The organism is Longispora sp. NPDC051575 (genome assembly GCF_040681875.1).
Lineage (GTDB): Bacteria > Actinomycetota > Actinomycetes > Mycobacteriales > Micromonosporaceae > Longispora.
Map to the genome: position 1 here is coordinate 94,686 of NZ_JBFAZP010000004.1, position 14,801 is coordinate 109,486.

Sequence of the window (14,801 nt, forward strand, 5' to 3'; positions counted from 1 at the left end):
ATGCCCACCGCACCCCTGCTCACCGGCCAGGTCATCGGCCAGACCGCGCTCGCCATCTTCGCCGTCCGCGACCGGGTGCTCGCCCGGGCCGGCGTCACGTTCCACCAGTCCGTGGCGCTCAACGCGGCGGCGACCGCCGGCGGGTCCGTCGACCGGGCGGCGGTCCTCGACCGGATGACCGGCACGCTCCAGATCGGCGAACCGGCGGCTGTCGCGGTGCTCGCCGAGCTGGTCGACGCCGGTCTGGTGCGCGACACCGCTGGCGTGGTCACGCTCACCGCCGCCGGGCGGGAGCTCGACGACGGGGTCCGCGCCGAGTTCGACGAGATCACCTCGGCCGTCTACGGCGACCTGTCCGAGGAGGACCGCGCCACGGCCGGCCGGCTGCTCGTCACCGTCACGGCCAGGGCCAACGCCCTCCTGGCGAACCTCTGAGAACACTTTCCGGGTACGGGGAGAGCCCCGCCCTCCCGGGAGCCGTCCGGCCACAGTGGCCAGAGGACCGGGACCTCGCTCCCCCGGGCCGGCACGGCACACCAGCCCGGGGCGGAAGATTCGTCAGTCGTAGGGCATGAAGTCGTCGGTCTGGGCCGCGCCGTCCGCCGACACGACCACCGCGTGGTCCACCGCGGCCACGGCCGGGGCGACGGTCGCGGCGATACCCAGGGCCACCAGGACGGCGGCGCACAGTCGTCTGATCCTCATCGTCCACCTCGTGTGGTCGTCGTAGGTCCGGGAGTTGGACAAACAATCACAGAGGACGAAGAACGGCAGATACCGCTTCGTGAACGGGGGCCGGACACCCGACGGCGGTTCCCCGCCCGAGACCGGAACGCCGGGCGAAGCGTGGGCGACCAGTACCCGAAAGAGGGGTTGCCCGGGGGTTTCCTTGTTCGACTCCGGGCGGCCTTGTAGCGTCTGATCTATGGCGAAAGCTCCTGACCTGGTGCTGGGCCGCGATCCGGAGCTGTCCCGCCTCTCGGGCTGGGTGGACGACGTCGTGGCCGGTCGCGGGCGCGCCACCCTCGTCGAGGGCGAGTTGGGCATCGGCAAGTCGACCCTGGTGCGGGCCGCGACCCGGGCCGCCGCCGACCGGGGCTGCCAGGTGTTCTGGGGCGCCGGCGACGAACTCGGCCAGGCCCTGCCCCTGTTGCCGCTGCTGGAGGCGCTGCGGGTCCGCGAGTCCGCCGACCCCCGGCGGGCGGCCGTCGTGCGCACCCTGCGCGGCGAGTTCACCCACGGCGGCACCGCCGGCCCGGCCGCTGCGGCCGCCGAGCAGGTCGTGGCCCTCGTGGAGGAGCTGTGCGCGGGCCCGACGGTCCTCGTCGTCGACGACCTGCAGTGGGCCGACGAGACCAGCCTCGCGGTGTGGGAACGGCTCGCCCGCTCCGTGCGCCAACTCCCGCTGCTGCTCGTCGGGGTGCTCCGGGCCGGCCCCCGACCCGGCCGGCTGGCGGCACTGCGCCGCGCCGTCGGCCCCGGCTCGACCCTGCGCCTCGGCCGGCTCGGCGAACCGTCCATCGTGGACCTGGTCGGCGCGCTCGCCGGTGGGCGGCCCGGGGCGGGGCTGCTCGGGCTGGCCGCCGGGGCCGCCGGCAACCCGCTGTACCTGACGGAGCTGGTCGGGGCCCTGTCCCGGGGCGGCGGGCTGGCCGTCGACGCCGACGGGGCGGTCGAGTCCACCGGCGAACCGCCGACGTCGCTGTCCGCCGCCATCGCCGACCGGCTCGACTTCCTACCCGAACCCGTCCGAGGGGTACTGCGCGCCGCGGCCCTCCTCGGCGGCGACTTCGCCATCACCGACCTCGCCGTGGTGGCCGGCCGGCCCGTCGCCGACCTGGTCGACGCCCTCGCCGAGGCGCGCGCCGCCGGGGTGCTCACCGAGTCCCTGGCGTTCCGGCACCCCCTGATCCGCACCGCCCTGTACGAGGACCTGCCCGCCCCCGTCCGCGCCGCCTGGCACCTCGACGCCGGCCGCGCGCTCGCCGGGGCGGGGGCCTCCGTGGACCGGGTGGCCCGCCAGGTACTGCCCGCCGTGCGCGGCACCGCCGACACCGACCCCCTCGACCCGTGGGTGCTGGACTGGCTGGCGGGCGCCGCCCCGGTCCTCGTCGGCCAGGCGCCCGGGGTCGCCGTCGAGCTGCTCCGCCGGGCGGCGCCGGGCCGCGCCGACGGCGTCCTGGCCAGCCACCTCGCCGACGCGCTGTACCGGGTCGGCGACCCGGCGGAGTCCGAACGGGTCGCCGGCCGCGCCCTGCTGCTGGCCACCGACCCGGACGTCCTCGTCGACCTGCACCGGACCCTCACCCAGTGCCGGGCGCTGACCGGCCGGTCCGCCGACTCGCTGCCCGCGCTGGAGGAGGCCCTCGCGGCGGCCGCTCCCGGTACCCGGCACCGGGCCCGGCTCCTCGTCCTCACCGCGCGCACGCACTGGGGCACCGGCCACGTGGCCACCGCAGAACGGGTCGCCGCCGACGCGCTGGAGCAGGCCGCCGCCATCGGCGACCGGTGGGCCACCAGCTGGGCGCTGCACGTGCTGACGATCGTGGCCATGACCCGGGGCGCGGTCGCCGACGCGCTGCCCCTGTTCGAACGGGCCCTCGCCGCCGCCGAGTCCGAGCCGGAACTCACCGACCTGCGGCTGCTGCTCGGGATCAACCAGGCCGGCGCGTACGGGGAACTCGACCGGCAGGCCGAGGCGCTCGCCGCCGTCCAGCAGGTCGGCGCGCTCGCGGACCGGACCGGCAACGTCGTCCGGCTCGCCCAGGCACACAGCGCGCTCGGTCAGCTGTCCCTCGACGCCGGCCGGTGGGACGACGCCCTCGCCGAGGTGGACGTGCTGCCCGCCGACCTGAAGGACCCGGCCGTCGCGTGCTGCGACCACGGCGTGGCGGCCGTGATCGCGTTCCACCGCGCCGACCCGGACCTGGCCCGCCGGCACCTGGCCGCCGCCCTGCCGCACGCCGACCGGATCGGGGACCGGCTCGTCGGGCCGCTCGCCCTGGCCCGCAGCCTCGACCGCGAACAGGCCGGCGACCCGGCCGCCGCGCTCGCCGTCCTCGCCGACGCCCGCGACCTGCTGCCCGAGGCCGTCCGGCTCGCCGTCGGCCTCGGCGACCGCGACCGGGCGGGCGACCTGACCCGGCACGCGGAGACCCTCGCCGCCGAGCAGCCCGTGCCGCATCGGCGGGCCGTCGCCCTGCACTGCCGGGGGCTGCTCGACGGGGACGCGGCGGCGCTGCTGACGGCCGCCGACCGGTACCAGGACTCGGGGCGGGCCCTGCCCCGGGCCGCCGCGCTGGAGGCCGGGGCGGCGGCGCTCGCCGAGGGTGGGGACCGGACCTCGGCGCGGGCGGCGTACGCGCGGGCGTTCGACGCGTACACGGCGCTCGGCGCGGGCTGGGACCTGGCCCGGTTGCAGGCCCGGCTCCGCGCGCACGGCATCCGGCGCGGGCCGCAGGGCAGCCACCGGAGGGCGTACACGGGCTGGGACAGCCTGACCCCGACCGAGGTGCGGATCGCCGCGCTGGTCGTGGAGGGGCTGTCCAATCCGCAGATCGGGGCGCGGCTATTCCTGTCCCCCCGGACGGTGGGAACGCACGTCTCGCACATCCTGGCGAAGCTGGGGGTGCACTCGCGGATCGACATCGCGCGGGAGTCGGGGTTGCGGGCCTCCAGCTGAGTCGGGGAACTGGCCAGGGGCCTGGGTTTGCCGGGTAGCCGGGGTCGGAGCCTGTCGGGTGGCCGGGTCCTGCCAGGCGGCCGGGGCCAGTTCCCGCCGGGCGTGCCGGGCCCGGCTCCACAGCGGCACGATGTACCACCACAGGCAGAACCACCCGACGGTACCGGCCGTGAACCACGACGCCGGCCCGGTGCCGAGCACCACGTTGAGGATCAGCAGCATCGACGAACTCAGCGACAGCATCAGCAGGGCCAGTCCGAACTGGACGAACAGCCCGCACGCCCGGACCAGCTGCCGCTTGAGCCGGCGCTGGAAGAACAGCCGGTGGAAGGACGCCGGGGCGATCAGGAGGGCGGTGGCCGCCGCGCCGAGGATGAGGCTGGCCACGTACAGGTTCCGCTCGAACACGGTCAGCGCCCCGAACCGGGGGGTGAACGCCAGTGCCAGCAGAAACGCGAGCAGGAGTTGCACCCCGGTCTGCGCGACCCTGACCTCCTGGAGGATCTCGCTGTAGTTGCGGTCCAGCCGCTGGGTCGGCGTCTCGCCCCGGGCCCGGAGGTTCCAGTCGTCGTGCGGGTCGGGCGGGCGCGGTACCGGATGGTGGGTCAGCCAGTGGTTCATGGGGTGCTCCCGGGTGCTGGTCACGGCGATCTGTCCGGTTCCAGAATCATGGGTGTCCGGGAGGGAAACATCCGTTGACTGACGGATGTTGAAGGCCGGAGCCGGAGCCGGAGCCGGAGCCGGAGCCGGAGCCAGAGCCGGGGCCTGGGGCTGGGGCTGGGGACCGGAGGCCGGGGACCGGCGGAGTTCGGGCGCCGGGATCGGGGCCGCGCTCCGGTTTTCCCCGGAGGCACCCCAGGGTCCCCTCCCCCTCAGGGGGTGGTCGCAACGACCGCTCCAGGGGGGCGTTCCGCGGGCCGCGCGGCCATAGCGTTCGGGGCCACACAGAACGAAGGGGTGGCTCGTGAAAGCACTATTGGGGTACTTCTGGGCCGCCGTGCGCCCGGTCAACACCCAGCAGCGGTTCCTGTTCCGGTGCGGCACGCTCCTGGTGGCGTCCGGCCTGCTGCACCTCGTGATCGCGGCGGTCGACGACGCCGCGTGGTGGGGGCCGGTGTCCTGGCGCAAGCCCGCGGTGTTCGGCCTGTCGTTCGGCCTGCTGCTGTGGGCGGCGGCCTGGGTCGTGCGGCAACTGCCGGTCAACCGGTGGGGCTGGATCCCGGTCGGCATCCTCGGCGGCACGTCGGTGCTGGAGGTCGTCCTGATCTCGATGCAGCGGTGGCGCGGCATGCCGTCGCACTTCAGCCCCGAACCCACCTTCGACAACATCGTCTGGGGGGTGATGGCCCAGTCGGTGTTCCTCGCGGCCGGTTCCCTGGCCACGCTCCTGATCTGGGCGATGATCCGGTTCCGGGGCAGCCCGGCCAGCCGGGTCGCGGTCATCGCGGGCCTGGCGGCGATCATGGTGGCCGGGAAGATCGGCGGGGACATGGCCGCGCTCGGCGAGCTGACGGTCACGGCCACCGGGGACGTGCCCCGGACGGCCGTGGTGTTCGGTGCGGCGGGCAGCGCCAAGCTCGCCCACGCCCTGGGCCTGCACGGGCTGCACGTGCTGGGTCTGCTCGCGATCGGGCTGGACCTCGGCGGCCTGGCCACCCGGGCCAAGGTGTGGTTCATGCTGCTCGCGGTCGCCGGGTACGGCGCGGTGTTCGGCTCCGTCATGGCCACCGCGTACGCGGGCCGGGCCTGGACCTCCCCCGCCCCCGGGCAGGCCCTGCTCGCCGCCGCCGGGCTCGCCGCGCTGCTCCTGGTCGCGTTCTCACTGGTCAGGTCATGGTCGCGCGGCCGGGACGACGGGGCCGAACGGGCGGTTGGGGCGCACCGCGCCGGTGTGGTGGGCTAGGGGCATGGAACTGTCCCTCCGGCGACGGGTCAGCCGGGCGCTCGACCGTCCGGTGTCCACGCCCACCGTGGACGTGGTCCTCGCGGCGGTCGCGCTGGTCGGCATGGTCTGGGAGCGGCTCGCGAAGGCCCCCGAACTCGGCGGCCGGCTCCCCGTCGCGCTGGTGCTGGCCGTGGTCATCGCGGGGGGCGCCGCGTTCCGGCACCGCGCGCCGCTGGCCGCGTACGTGCTCGGGAGCACGGCGCTGGGCGTCGAGGCGCTGTGGGTGATGACGAGCGGCCTGTCGCCGTACGTGAACCTGATCTGCCTGTACTCCCTCGGCCAGTACGGCTCCCGTAGGCGGGCGCTGTGGGGCCCGGTGGTGGCGCTGGCCGGCATCCTGGCGTACTTCGCGCGCAGCGAGACCGAACCGGCCGTCCCCACCGGGGTGCTGTTCCTCTGGCTGCTCGGCTGGGCCGTCGGCTACACCAGCGCCCGGCGGCGGGAGCGCCAGGAGGCCGCGCGCCGGATCCGGGCCCGGGAGGCGGTGGCCGACGAACGGGTCCGGATCGCCCGGGAGCTGCACGACCTCGTCGGGCACACCGTGAACGTGATGCTGGTGCAGGCCGGCGCGGCCCGGTTCGTGCTCGACAGCGACCCGGGGCAGACCCGGGAGATCCTGCTGGACGTGGAGCGGACCGGCCGCGAGACGCTCGACGAACTCGACCGGGTTCTCGGCGTGCTGCGGCCCGACACCGACGCCGACCTGCGCCCCGGCCTGGCGGAACTGCCCCGGCTCGCCGAGCGGATGGCCGGCGCGGGGCTGGACGTGACCCTGGACGTGCAGCCGGCGACCCGGGACCTGGCCCGCAGCCTGGACGTGTCGGCGTACCGGATCGCCCAGGAGGCCCTGACCAACGCGCTCCGGCACGGCCGCGCGGTGCGGGCGACGGTGGCGGTGCGCTGCGACGGCCGGGTCCTGGAGGTCGAGGTGCGCGACGACGGCCGGGGCCCGCAGCCCGGGTACCGGCCCGGCCGGGGGCTGTTGGGCATCGCCGAACGGGCGGCGGTCTTCGCGGGCAGCGTGACGCACGGCGCGGGCGAGCCGGGGGGTTTCCGGATCCGGGCGGTGCTGCCGGTGCCGGGCCCGGGGGCGCGGGCGGTGGCGTCGTGACGACCCGGCCGGCACGACCGGCACGGGGCGCAAGGGCGCCCGCCGCCCGTAAGGTGACCCCGTGACCGTCCGGGTGCTGCTCGCCGACGACGACGCCCTGATGCGGGCCGGCGTCGGCGTCGTCCTGCGCGCCGCGCCCGACATCGAGGTGGTCGGCGAGGCGGCCGACGGGCTGCGGGCCGTGGAGCTGTGCCGGTCGCTGGCCCCGGACCTGGTCCTGATGGACGTGCGGATGCCCGGCGTGGACGGCATCGAGGCCACCCGCCGGATCGTGGCGGCCGGGCTGCCCAGCCGGGTGCTGGTGCTCACGACGTTCCGGCACGACGAGTACGTCTGGGGCGCGCTGCGGGCCGGGGCGAGCGGGTTCCTGCTCAAGCGGGCCTCGCCGGAGCGCCTGGTCGACGCGGTGCACACCGTGGCCGCCGGGGACACCCTGCTGGACCCGTCGGTGACCCACGACCTGGTCGAGCACTTCGTCCGCCGGGGCGGCGCGCCCGCGGACCGGGGCGAGGCGTCCCGCCGGCTGGCCGGGTTGACGCCCCGGGAGGACCAGGTGCTGCGCCTGATCGCCCTGGGACACTCCAATGAGGAGATCGCGGACCTGCTGGTCATCGCCGAGTCGACGGCGAAGTCGCACATCAAGCGGATCCTGGCCAAGATCGGGGCGCGGGACCGGGCCCAGGCGGTGGTCCTGGCCTACCAGTCCGGCCTGGTGACCCCGCACCAGAACCCCTAGACCCCTTTTCCGGGTACGACGACGCGTCGCCCGGAAAACTCCGCCCGGCGGGACAACCAAACCGCCGGCCCCGGGCGTCTCTTCGCGGACACCACCGAGGAGCCAGGGTGAAGCTGCCAGAGGACGAACTGCGCGTGACCTTCGACGGTCCGGCCCCCGCCGCCCGGCCGGCCCGGGTGCCCGGCCGCGCCCGCCCGGCGCTCGCCGTCGCCGGGCTCGTGGCACTGCTGGTGGCCCTGGCGGTGGCCGCCCCGTGGTCGGCGGACCCGCCGCGGCGACAGGCGGCGACGACGCCCGCGTCCGGCCCGGCGCCAGCGGGACCGGGCCGGCCCGGAACCGCCGCGCCACCACCGGCCGCGCTGGACCTCGTCTACGGCTCCGGGAGTTCCTGGGTCGTCCGCGCGGCCGACGGGCGGGAGACCGTGCTGCCGTCCGAGCCGCTCAACACCGTCTTCCGGGTACCGGAGGGCCTGCTCGCCGTGACCGACGGCGCCCGGCTGCGCGCGTGGCTGATCACCCCGGCGGACCGCGTGCTGCTGATCGACGAGGACGACTCCGACGGCACCCGCGCCTCCCAGCTCCTCGGGACGGGCCACGGCCGGGCCGGCCCCGATGTCGGCGTCTCCCCGGACGGCCGGCGGGTGGCGTGGCGCTCCGGTACCGAGGTGCGGGTGGCCACGGTGACCCGGGGCGGGCTGACCGGCACCCGGTCGGTGGCCGTGCCGGTCCGGACCCGGGTGGTCGGCTGGCACGGCCCGTACGTCCTCCTCGGCCGGATCGCGGAGCTGCCCCCGGACGCGAACGGCGTGCTGGAGCACCTCGACCGGTACGACGCGTGGAACCCCGACGGGGGCGGCTTCACCCCGACGTGGAACACGGGGGTGCGGCACGTGTGGGGACCGGCCTCCGACGGGAGGTCGCTGGTCGGCTCCGTGGGCGGGTGCCTCGCGCTGCTGGATCCCCTCGACGGCCTGCGCCCGGTCCGCCAGCGCTGCGACGCGGGCCTGCGGCTCGACGGCGCCCTGTTGTCCCCGGGCGGCCGGTGGCTGCTGGGTGCGGGCGACTCCGGTCCGCTGCTGCTGGACGTCGACGGGACGCTCGCCGACGGCCGGGCGCCGCGCCCGTTGCCCCCGGGCGACCCCTGGGGCTGGCGGGACGCGGACACGCCGGTGCTGGTGTCGCGGACCGACGCGCTGCCGGCAGGGGAAGGCGTGCTGACCCAGTATCCGTCGGGGGGTCCCGGGGTCGTTCTCGGCGGCACGGGGCGGGGCGGGATCCAGGTCGTGGCGCGCCCCTGAGCCGCCCCTCCGAGAGAGCGTTCTCACAGAAGACGTGTCAACCCTCTTTCTGGAAACAAAGTTTGCAGATACGGTGATGCATGCGCATTCATCGTTGACTGCGCTCCACCGGGTCGATCCCCCTCGTCGATCTTGTGCGGCCCCCGCCGCACGAAGGAGTGATCACAGTGTCCAGACAACGCCTCATGGCCATCCTCACCGGACTGGCCGTCGTCGGCACCCTCGCGGTCATCATGCCGATGACCAGCGCGAACGCCGCCGTCGACTGCACGACCGCCTGGAGTTCGGGCACCGTCTACGTGGGCGGCACCCGCGCCTCGCACAACAGCCGCAACTGGTCCGCGAAGTGGTGGACCCAGGGCGAGACCCCCGGCGCGGCTGCCGTGTGGGCCGACCAGGGCGCCTGCGGCGGCGGCACCCCGACCCCCACCCCCACCGCCGGGAGCTGCAACTATCCCGCCTGGGTCCAGGGCCGCGCCTACGTCACCGGCAACATCGTGCGCTACACCGACGGCAAGTACTACATCGCCGAGCACGACAACCCGGGCTACGACCCGACGGTCAGCACCTGGTACTGGGACCCGTACGCCTGCACCGGCACCCCGCCGACCACCGCGCCGCCGACCAGCACGCCCCCCGGTTCCTTCGTGGTCTCCGAGGCGCAGTTCAACCAGATGTTCCCGAACCGCAACAGCTTCTACAGCTACTCCGGGCTGACGGCGGCCCTGAGCGCGTACCCGGCCTTTGCGAAGACCGGCACCGACACCATCAAGCGCCAGGAGGCGGCGGCGTTCCTCGCCAACGTCAACCACGAGACCGGCGGCCTGTACTACATCGTGGAGCAGAACACCTCCAACTACCCGCACTACTGCGACCCGAACCAGCCCTACGGCTGCCCCGCCGGCCAGGCCGCCTACTACGGCCGGGGCCCCATCCAGCTGAGTTGGAACTTCAACTACAAGGCCGCCGGCGACGCCCTGGGCATCGACCTGCTGCGCGACCCGTACAAGGTGGAGCGGGACTCGGCCGTGGCGTGGAAGACCGCCATCTGGTACTGGATGACCCAGAACGGCCCGGGCACCATGACCCCGCACAACGCGATGGTCAACAGCCGGGGCTTCGGCGAGACGATCCGCAGCATCAACGGCAGCATCGAGTGCAACGGCGGCAACCCGGGCCAGGTCCAGAGCCGGATCGACGCCTACACCCGGATCACCGGCATCCTGGGCGTCGCCCCGGGCGGCAACCTGAGCTGCTGAGACTCCCCTGACGCCGGCCCGCCCGGGGCACCCGAATTCGGTTGCCCGGCGGGCCGGCGTTCTGCTGTACTCGCCCCGAACCGCCACCGATTTACAGGAGTGACCCGTGCGCCGAGCTTCCCTGCCCTTCCAGATGGTCGTTTTCACCTATCTAGAGGACATGGAACTTCGTGCGGACCTTGAACCTGGGAATCCTGGCGCATGTCGACGCCGGTAAGACGAGCCTGACCGAGCGGCTGCTGCACGCCGCCGGGGTGATCGACGAGATCGGCAGCGTCGACGCCGGCAGCACCCAGACCGACTCGCTCGCGCTGGAACGCCAGCGCGGCATCACCATCCGGTCGGCCGTCGTGTCGTTCGTCATCGACGACGTCACGGTCAACCTGATCGACACCCCCGGCCACCCGGACTTCATCGCCGAGGTGGAACGGGTGCTCAGCGTGCTCGACGGCGCCGTCCTGGTCGTCTCCGCCGTGGAGGGCGTCCAGGCCCAGACCCGGGTGCCGATGCGCACCCTGCGCCGGTTGGGCATCCCCACACTGGTGTTCGTGAACAAGATCGACCGGGCCGGCGCGCGGTACGGGGACCTGGTGGCCGACCTCGCCGCGAAGCTGGCCCCCGCGACGGTCGCGATGGGCACAGCCGGGGACCTCGGCTCCCGCGACGCGCGCTGGACGCCGTTCGGCGCCGGGGACGCCGCGTTCACCGACCGGCTGGTGGAGGTGCTCGCCGACCACGACGACGCGCTGCTCGCCGCGTACGTGGACGGGCCCGGGGTGCCCTATCCCCGGCTGCGGGCCGCGCTGGCCGCGCAGACCGGGCGGGCGCTCGCGCACCCGGTGTTCTTCGGCTCCGCGATCACCGGCGCCGGGGTGGACGCGCTGGTCGCCGGGATCGCCGAACTGCTCCCCGCCACCGAGGGCGACCCCGACGGCCCGGTGTCGGGCACCGTGTTCAAGGTGGAACGCGGGCCGGCCGGGGAGAAGGTCGCCTACGTGCGGATGTTCTCCGGCACGGTCCGGGTCCGTGACCGACTGCGGTTCGGGGCCGGCGCCGGGAACAAGGTCACCGCCATCGGGGTGTTCGACCGGGGGCCGGCCGTGCGGCGCGACGCCGTGGTCGCCGGGCAGATCGCGACCCTGTGGGGGCTGGCGGACGTGCGGATCGGCGACGCCGTCGGCGTACCCGGAAAGGTGCTCCGGCGGCACTTCGCCCCGCCGACCCTGGAGACGGTCGTCGTCCCCGTCCGCCCGGCCGACCGGGGCGCGCTGCACGCCGCGCTCACCCAGCTCGCCGAGCAGGACCCGCTGATCGACCTGCGCCAGGACGAGATCCGCCAGGAGATCTCGGTGTCCCTGTACGGCGAGGTGCAGAAGGAGGTCATCCAGGCGACCCTGGCGGACGGGTACGGGGTCGACGTCACGTTCCGCGAGACGACCACGATCTGCGTCGAGCGCCCGGTCGGCGGCGGCGCGGCGGCGGAGGTGATCGCGAAGGGCGACAACCCGTTCCTCGCCACGGTGGGGCTGCGGGTCGAGCCGGGGCCCCTCGACAGCGGGGTGGACTTCCGGCTGGGCGTGGAACTGGGCTCGATGCCCTACGCGTTCTTCACCGCCGTCGAGGACGCCGTGCGCGGGACCCTGGGCCAGGGCCTGGCCGGCTGGCAGGTCACCGACTGCGTGGTCACCCTGACGCACTCCGGCTACTGGGCCCGGCAGAGCAGCGCGCACGGCGGGTTCGACAAGTCCATGTCGAGCACTGCCGGGGACTTCCGGAACCTGACCCGGCTGGTCCTGATGGACGCGCTCCGGCGGGCCGGCACCCAGGTGTACGAGCCCCTGCACCACTTCCGGCTCGAACTCCCCGCCGACCTGCTCGGGCCGGTGCTGCCCGTGCTGGCCCGGCTGCGCGCCGTCCCGGGCACGCCGGAGGTGCGCGGCCCGGTCTGCCTGCTGGCGGGCGAGATCCCGGCCGCCCGGGTGCACACCTTGGAGCAGCTGCTGCCGGGGCTGAGCCGGGGCGAGGGCGTCCTGGAGTCCGCGTTCGAGCGGCACCAGCCGGTCACGGGACCCGTGCCGACCCGGGCCCGGACGGACCACAACCCGCTGCACCGCGAGGAGTACCTGCTGGCGGTGCAGCGGCGGGTCGGCCGGTGACCGCCGGGCGGACGGGTCGGCGCACGACGGCCCGTCGAGGGCTGCGGAACGTGACCGGGTGCCGGCCGGGCCGGGTGCCGGCCGGGTCAGGTGCCGGCCGGGTCAGGTGCCGGCCGGGTCGGGTGCCGGAACTGGCCGAAGCCGGGGCCGCCGGGTGCCGGTACCCGTCGAAGGGGTCTGGTGGTGGGAGCCCCCGGGGCGAGCGCTCCGGGGGCTCCCGGGTCACTCGCGGTCGCCGGCCAGGGCCACGGCCCGGCGGCGGAGGGCCAGGCGGGCCGGCAGCACGCTCGCGCCCACGGCCAGGGCCAGGCACCCGGCGACCACCGCCCCGACCGTCCCCCACGGCACCAGCAGCGCCACCGGGGCACCCAGCGCCTGGGCGAGGCCCGCGCGCACCCCGAGCAGCGCGGCGACCGCCACCGCCAGGCCCAGGGCCGCGCCGATCCCGACCACCATCGCCGACTCGGCGGCCACGGACCGCAGCACCTGGCCGACCGTGCCGCCCGACAACCGGAGCACCGCGAAGTCGCGCCGCCGGCCCGCCGTCGCCATGACCAGCGTGTTGGCGACCGCGATGCCGGTGTAGCCGACGGACAGGCCGATCAGGGCCAGGACGAAGATCCGCACCAGGACGTCGTCGCGCGCGGAACTGTCCGACTCGTAGTCGACGCCCCGCACCGCCGTCGCGCCCAGCCCCGCGACGGTCGCCCGCAGCTCGGCGAGCGGCACACCGTCCACATAGGCCAGCGGGGTCAGCGCCGAGGGGTCGTGGGCGCGGACGGTCGCGCGGGGCACGAACAGCTCCGCCTCGTCCGAGGAGTCCAGGACGGCGACCACCCGCAGGGTGACGGTGCGCCCGTCGGCGAAGGTGACCGGCAGCCGGTCGCCGACCCCGGGTGGTGCGGCGTCCGGCCCGCCGACCACGACCACCGTGTCGGGCGCGCCGAAGTCGGCCAGGGAACCGGAACTGGTGGCCGGGCGGAACGCGGCCGGGTCCACCCCGGCGGCCACCCGGCTCCGCCCGGAGACGTACACCTCGGTCGGGGTGTAGGCGCTGGACCGGCCGGCGGGCAGCGCCGCGAGCACAGCGTCGGACAGGCCCGGCGTGCCCTCGGGCCGCACCACGGACTCGTGCGCGACCGCCGACGTCCCCCGGCTCCGGTAGGCCGAGGACACCGTCGCCACCTGCCCCAGGATCAGGGCCGCGAAGCCGACCGTGACGATCACCGGCGCCGCGATGGAGGCGGTCCGCCGCACGGCCGTCAGGCTGCTCTCCCGGGCCAGGGTGCCGGTCGCCCCGGCCAGCCGGCCCAACGGCCAGGTCAGCGCCCGGACCACGGGCGGGATCACCACCGGCGCGAGCAGGGTCATCGCGACCATCAGGGCCATGGCCGCCAGCATCGACAGCAGCATCAGGTCCTCGTTCTCCGCCGCCGGGGTCGCGACCGCCAGCACGGCGCCCAGCACGGTCGCGGCACCGCCGCACAGCCACCGGGCCCGGGTCATCGGCCGGGTGTCCACCGTGGCCTCGCGCAGCGCCTCGACCGGGCCGACCGCGCCGGCCCGCCGGGCGGCCGAACCCGCGCCGAGCACCGCGACGGCCAGGCCGACGACGTACGCGACGCCCAGCGGCCACGCCGGCACCCGGGTGACGAAGCCGGGCGGCTCGAACCCCACGTCGACCAGGACCGTGCCCAGGGGCGGCGCGGCCAGGGCGCCCACCAGGACACCGACGGCGGCGGCCAGCGCGCCGACCCCCAGCGCCTCGCCGTACACGGCCCGGCGGATCTGGCGCGGGGTCGCGCCCACGGCCCGGAGCAGGCCGAACTCGCGGCGGCGCTGGTTCGTGGCGAACGCGAACGTCGAGGCGACCACGAACACCGTGGAGAACACCGCGAGCAGCACCATCGCGACCAGCACCTGCTCGCCGATCTCGCGGGTGCCGCTGACCGCGTCGTCCTCCAGCGCGGACCGCGCGTCGCCGGACAACACCTCCCCGGCCCCGGCCACGGCGGCGGTGATCGCGGGCAGGTCGACGTGCGCCGTGCGGATCCCGAGGAGGGGTACCCGGCCGGCGTGCCGGGCGGCGACGGCGTCGGCGACGTACAGGCCGGGGCCGTCGACGGTGCCCGTCACCGTGTACGGCACCGGCCCGGCCGCCGTCAGCACGGTGACCGCCGCCCCGGGCGCGAGCCCCGCCGACCGGCCGACGACGAGCTCGCCGTCGCGCTCCGGAGCCCGGCCGTCGAGGAGCGGGTAGGGCGCCAGCCCCGCCACCGACCAGCCGTGGCCCTGCGGGTCGCGGACCCCGGGCCGGCCCACCGGGTGCCCGCCGACCACGAGCTGGGCGTAGAAGGCGTGGTCGGGGACCACGGCCGTCACCCCGGGCACGGCGGCCAGCCGGACGGTCAGGTCGCGGAGCGCGTCCGGGGACCAGGGCGTCCCGCCGGCGCGGACGAGCACCGCCGTGCCGGCGAGGCGTTCGGGGACCGCCGGGGTGGCCGACAGGAACACCAGGAGGGTACTGGCGACCAGGGCGACGCCGAGCGCGAGCGTCACGAACGTGCCGACGAAGCTAACCCAGCGCTGCCGGATCGTGGCGAGGGGCGACATG

At 75.5% G+C, this 14,801-nt stretch carries 11 protein-coding genes; 8 read left to right on the forward strand and 3 right to left on the reverse strand.

The genetic code is table 11. The annotated features are described in order from the left end of the window. Window positions 1–435, forward strand: coding sequence for a hypothetical protein (locus tag AB0M43_RS11415; RefSeq protein WP_363723496.1), 435 nt, complete (start codon window positions 1–3; stop codon window positions 433–435). A 123-nt stretch (window positions 436–558) separates the two neighbouring features. Here the strand turns inward: AB0M43_RS11415 and AB0M43_RS11420 are convergent, their stop codons facing one another. Next, the gene (locus AB0M43_RS11420; RefSeq protein WP_363723498.1) at window positions 559–705 is read right to left on the reverse strand and encodes a hypothetical protein; all 147 of its coding nucleotides are present in this window, start codon (window positions 703–705) and stop codon (window positions 559–561) included. A gap of 220 nt (window positions 706–925) precedes the next feature. Here AB0M43_RS11420 and AB0M43_RS11425 point away from each other — a divergent pair, with 220 nt between their 5' ends. Beyond that, window positions 926–3,682, forward strand: coding sequence for an AAA family ATPase (locus AB0M43_RS11425; protein ID WP_363723499.1), 2,757 nt, complete (start codon window positions 926–928; stop codon window positions 3,680–3,682). Here the strand turns inward: AB0M43_RS11425 and AB0M43_RS11430 are convergent. Beyond that, window positions 3,569–4,303 carry a DUF6328 family protein gene (locus tag AB0M43_RS11430; RefSeq protein WP_363723501.1) on the reverse strand — a complete coding sequence of 245 codons (735 nt, stop codon included), beginning with the start codon at window positions 4,301–4,303 and terminating at the stop codon, window positions 3,569–3,571. The genes AB0M43_RS11425 and AB0M43_RS11430 overlap by 114 nt on opposite strands. A 343-nt stretch (window positions 4,304–4,646) precedes the next feature. Here AB0M43_RS11430 and AB0M43_RS11435 point away from each other — a divergent pair, with 343 nt between their 5' ends. The 6 genes from AB0M43_RS11435 (at window position 4,647) to AB0M43_RS11460 (ending at window position 12,187) form a co-directional block, all read left to right on the forward strand. Continuing rightward, on the forward strand, window positions 4,647–5,585 hold the full coding sequence (locus tag AB0M43_RS11435) for a hypothetical protein (RefSeq protein ID WP_363723502.1): 939 nt from the start codon (window positions 4,647–4,649) through the stop codon (window positions 5,583–5,585). A gap of 4 nt (window positions 5,586–5,589) precedes the next feature. After that, entirely contained in the window at window positions 5,590–6,738 is a 1,149-nt protein-coding gene (locus AB0M43_RS11440; RefSeq protein WP_363723504.1) for a histidine kinase, read from the forward strand. Between the two features lie 61 nt (window positions 6,739–6,799). Beyond that, window positions 6,800–7,474: a response regulator transcription factor gene (locus tag AB0M43_RS11445; protein ID WP_363723506.1), complete on the forward strand. Its 675-nt coding sequence runs from the start codon at window positions 6,800–6,802 to the stop codon at window positions 7,472–7,474. A gap of 107 nt (window positions 7,475–7,581) precedes the next feature. Continuing rightward, entirely contained in the window at window positions 7,582–8,772 is a 1,191-nt protein-coding gene (locus AB0M43_RS11450) for a hypothetical protein (RefSeq protein WP_363723508.1), read from the forward strand. Between the two features lie 167 nt (window positions 8,773–8,939). Then, the gene (locus AB0M43_RS11455; protein ID WP_363723510.1) at window positions 8,940–10,031 is read left to right on the forward strand and encodes a glycoside hydrolase family 19 protein; all 1,092 of its coding nucleotides are present in this window, start codon (window positions 8,940–8,942) and stop codon (window positions 10,029–10,031) included. Between the two features lie 170 nt (window positions 10,032–10,201). Then, window positions 10,202–12,187: a translation factor GTPase family protein gene (locus tag AB0M43_RS11460; protein ID WP_363723512.1), complete on the forward strand. Its 1,986-nt coding sequence runs from the start codon at window positions 10,202–10,204 to the stop codon at window positions 12,185–12,187. 222 nt (window positions 12,188–12,409) lie between these two features. Here the strand turns inward: AB0M43_RS11460 and AB0M43_RS11465 are convergent, their stop codons facing one another. Continuing rightward, on the reverse strand, window positions 12,410–14,800 hold the full coding sequence (locus tag AB0M43_RS11465; protein WP_363723514.1) for an ABC transporter permease: 2,391 nt from the start codon (window positions 14,798–14,800) through the stop codon (window positions 12,410–12,412). Window position 14,801 lies beyond the last annotated feature (1 nt).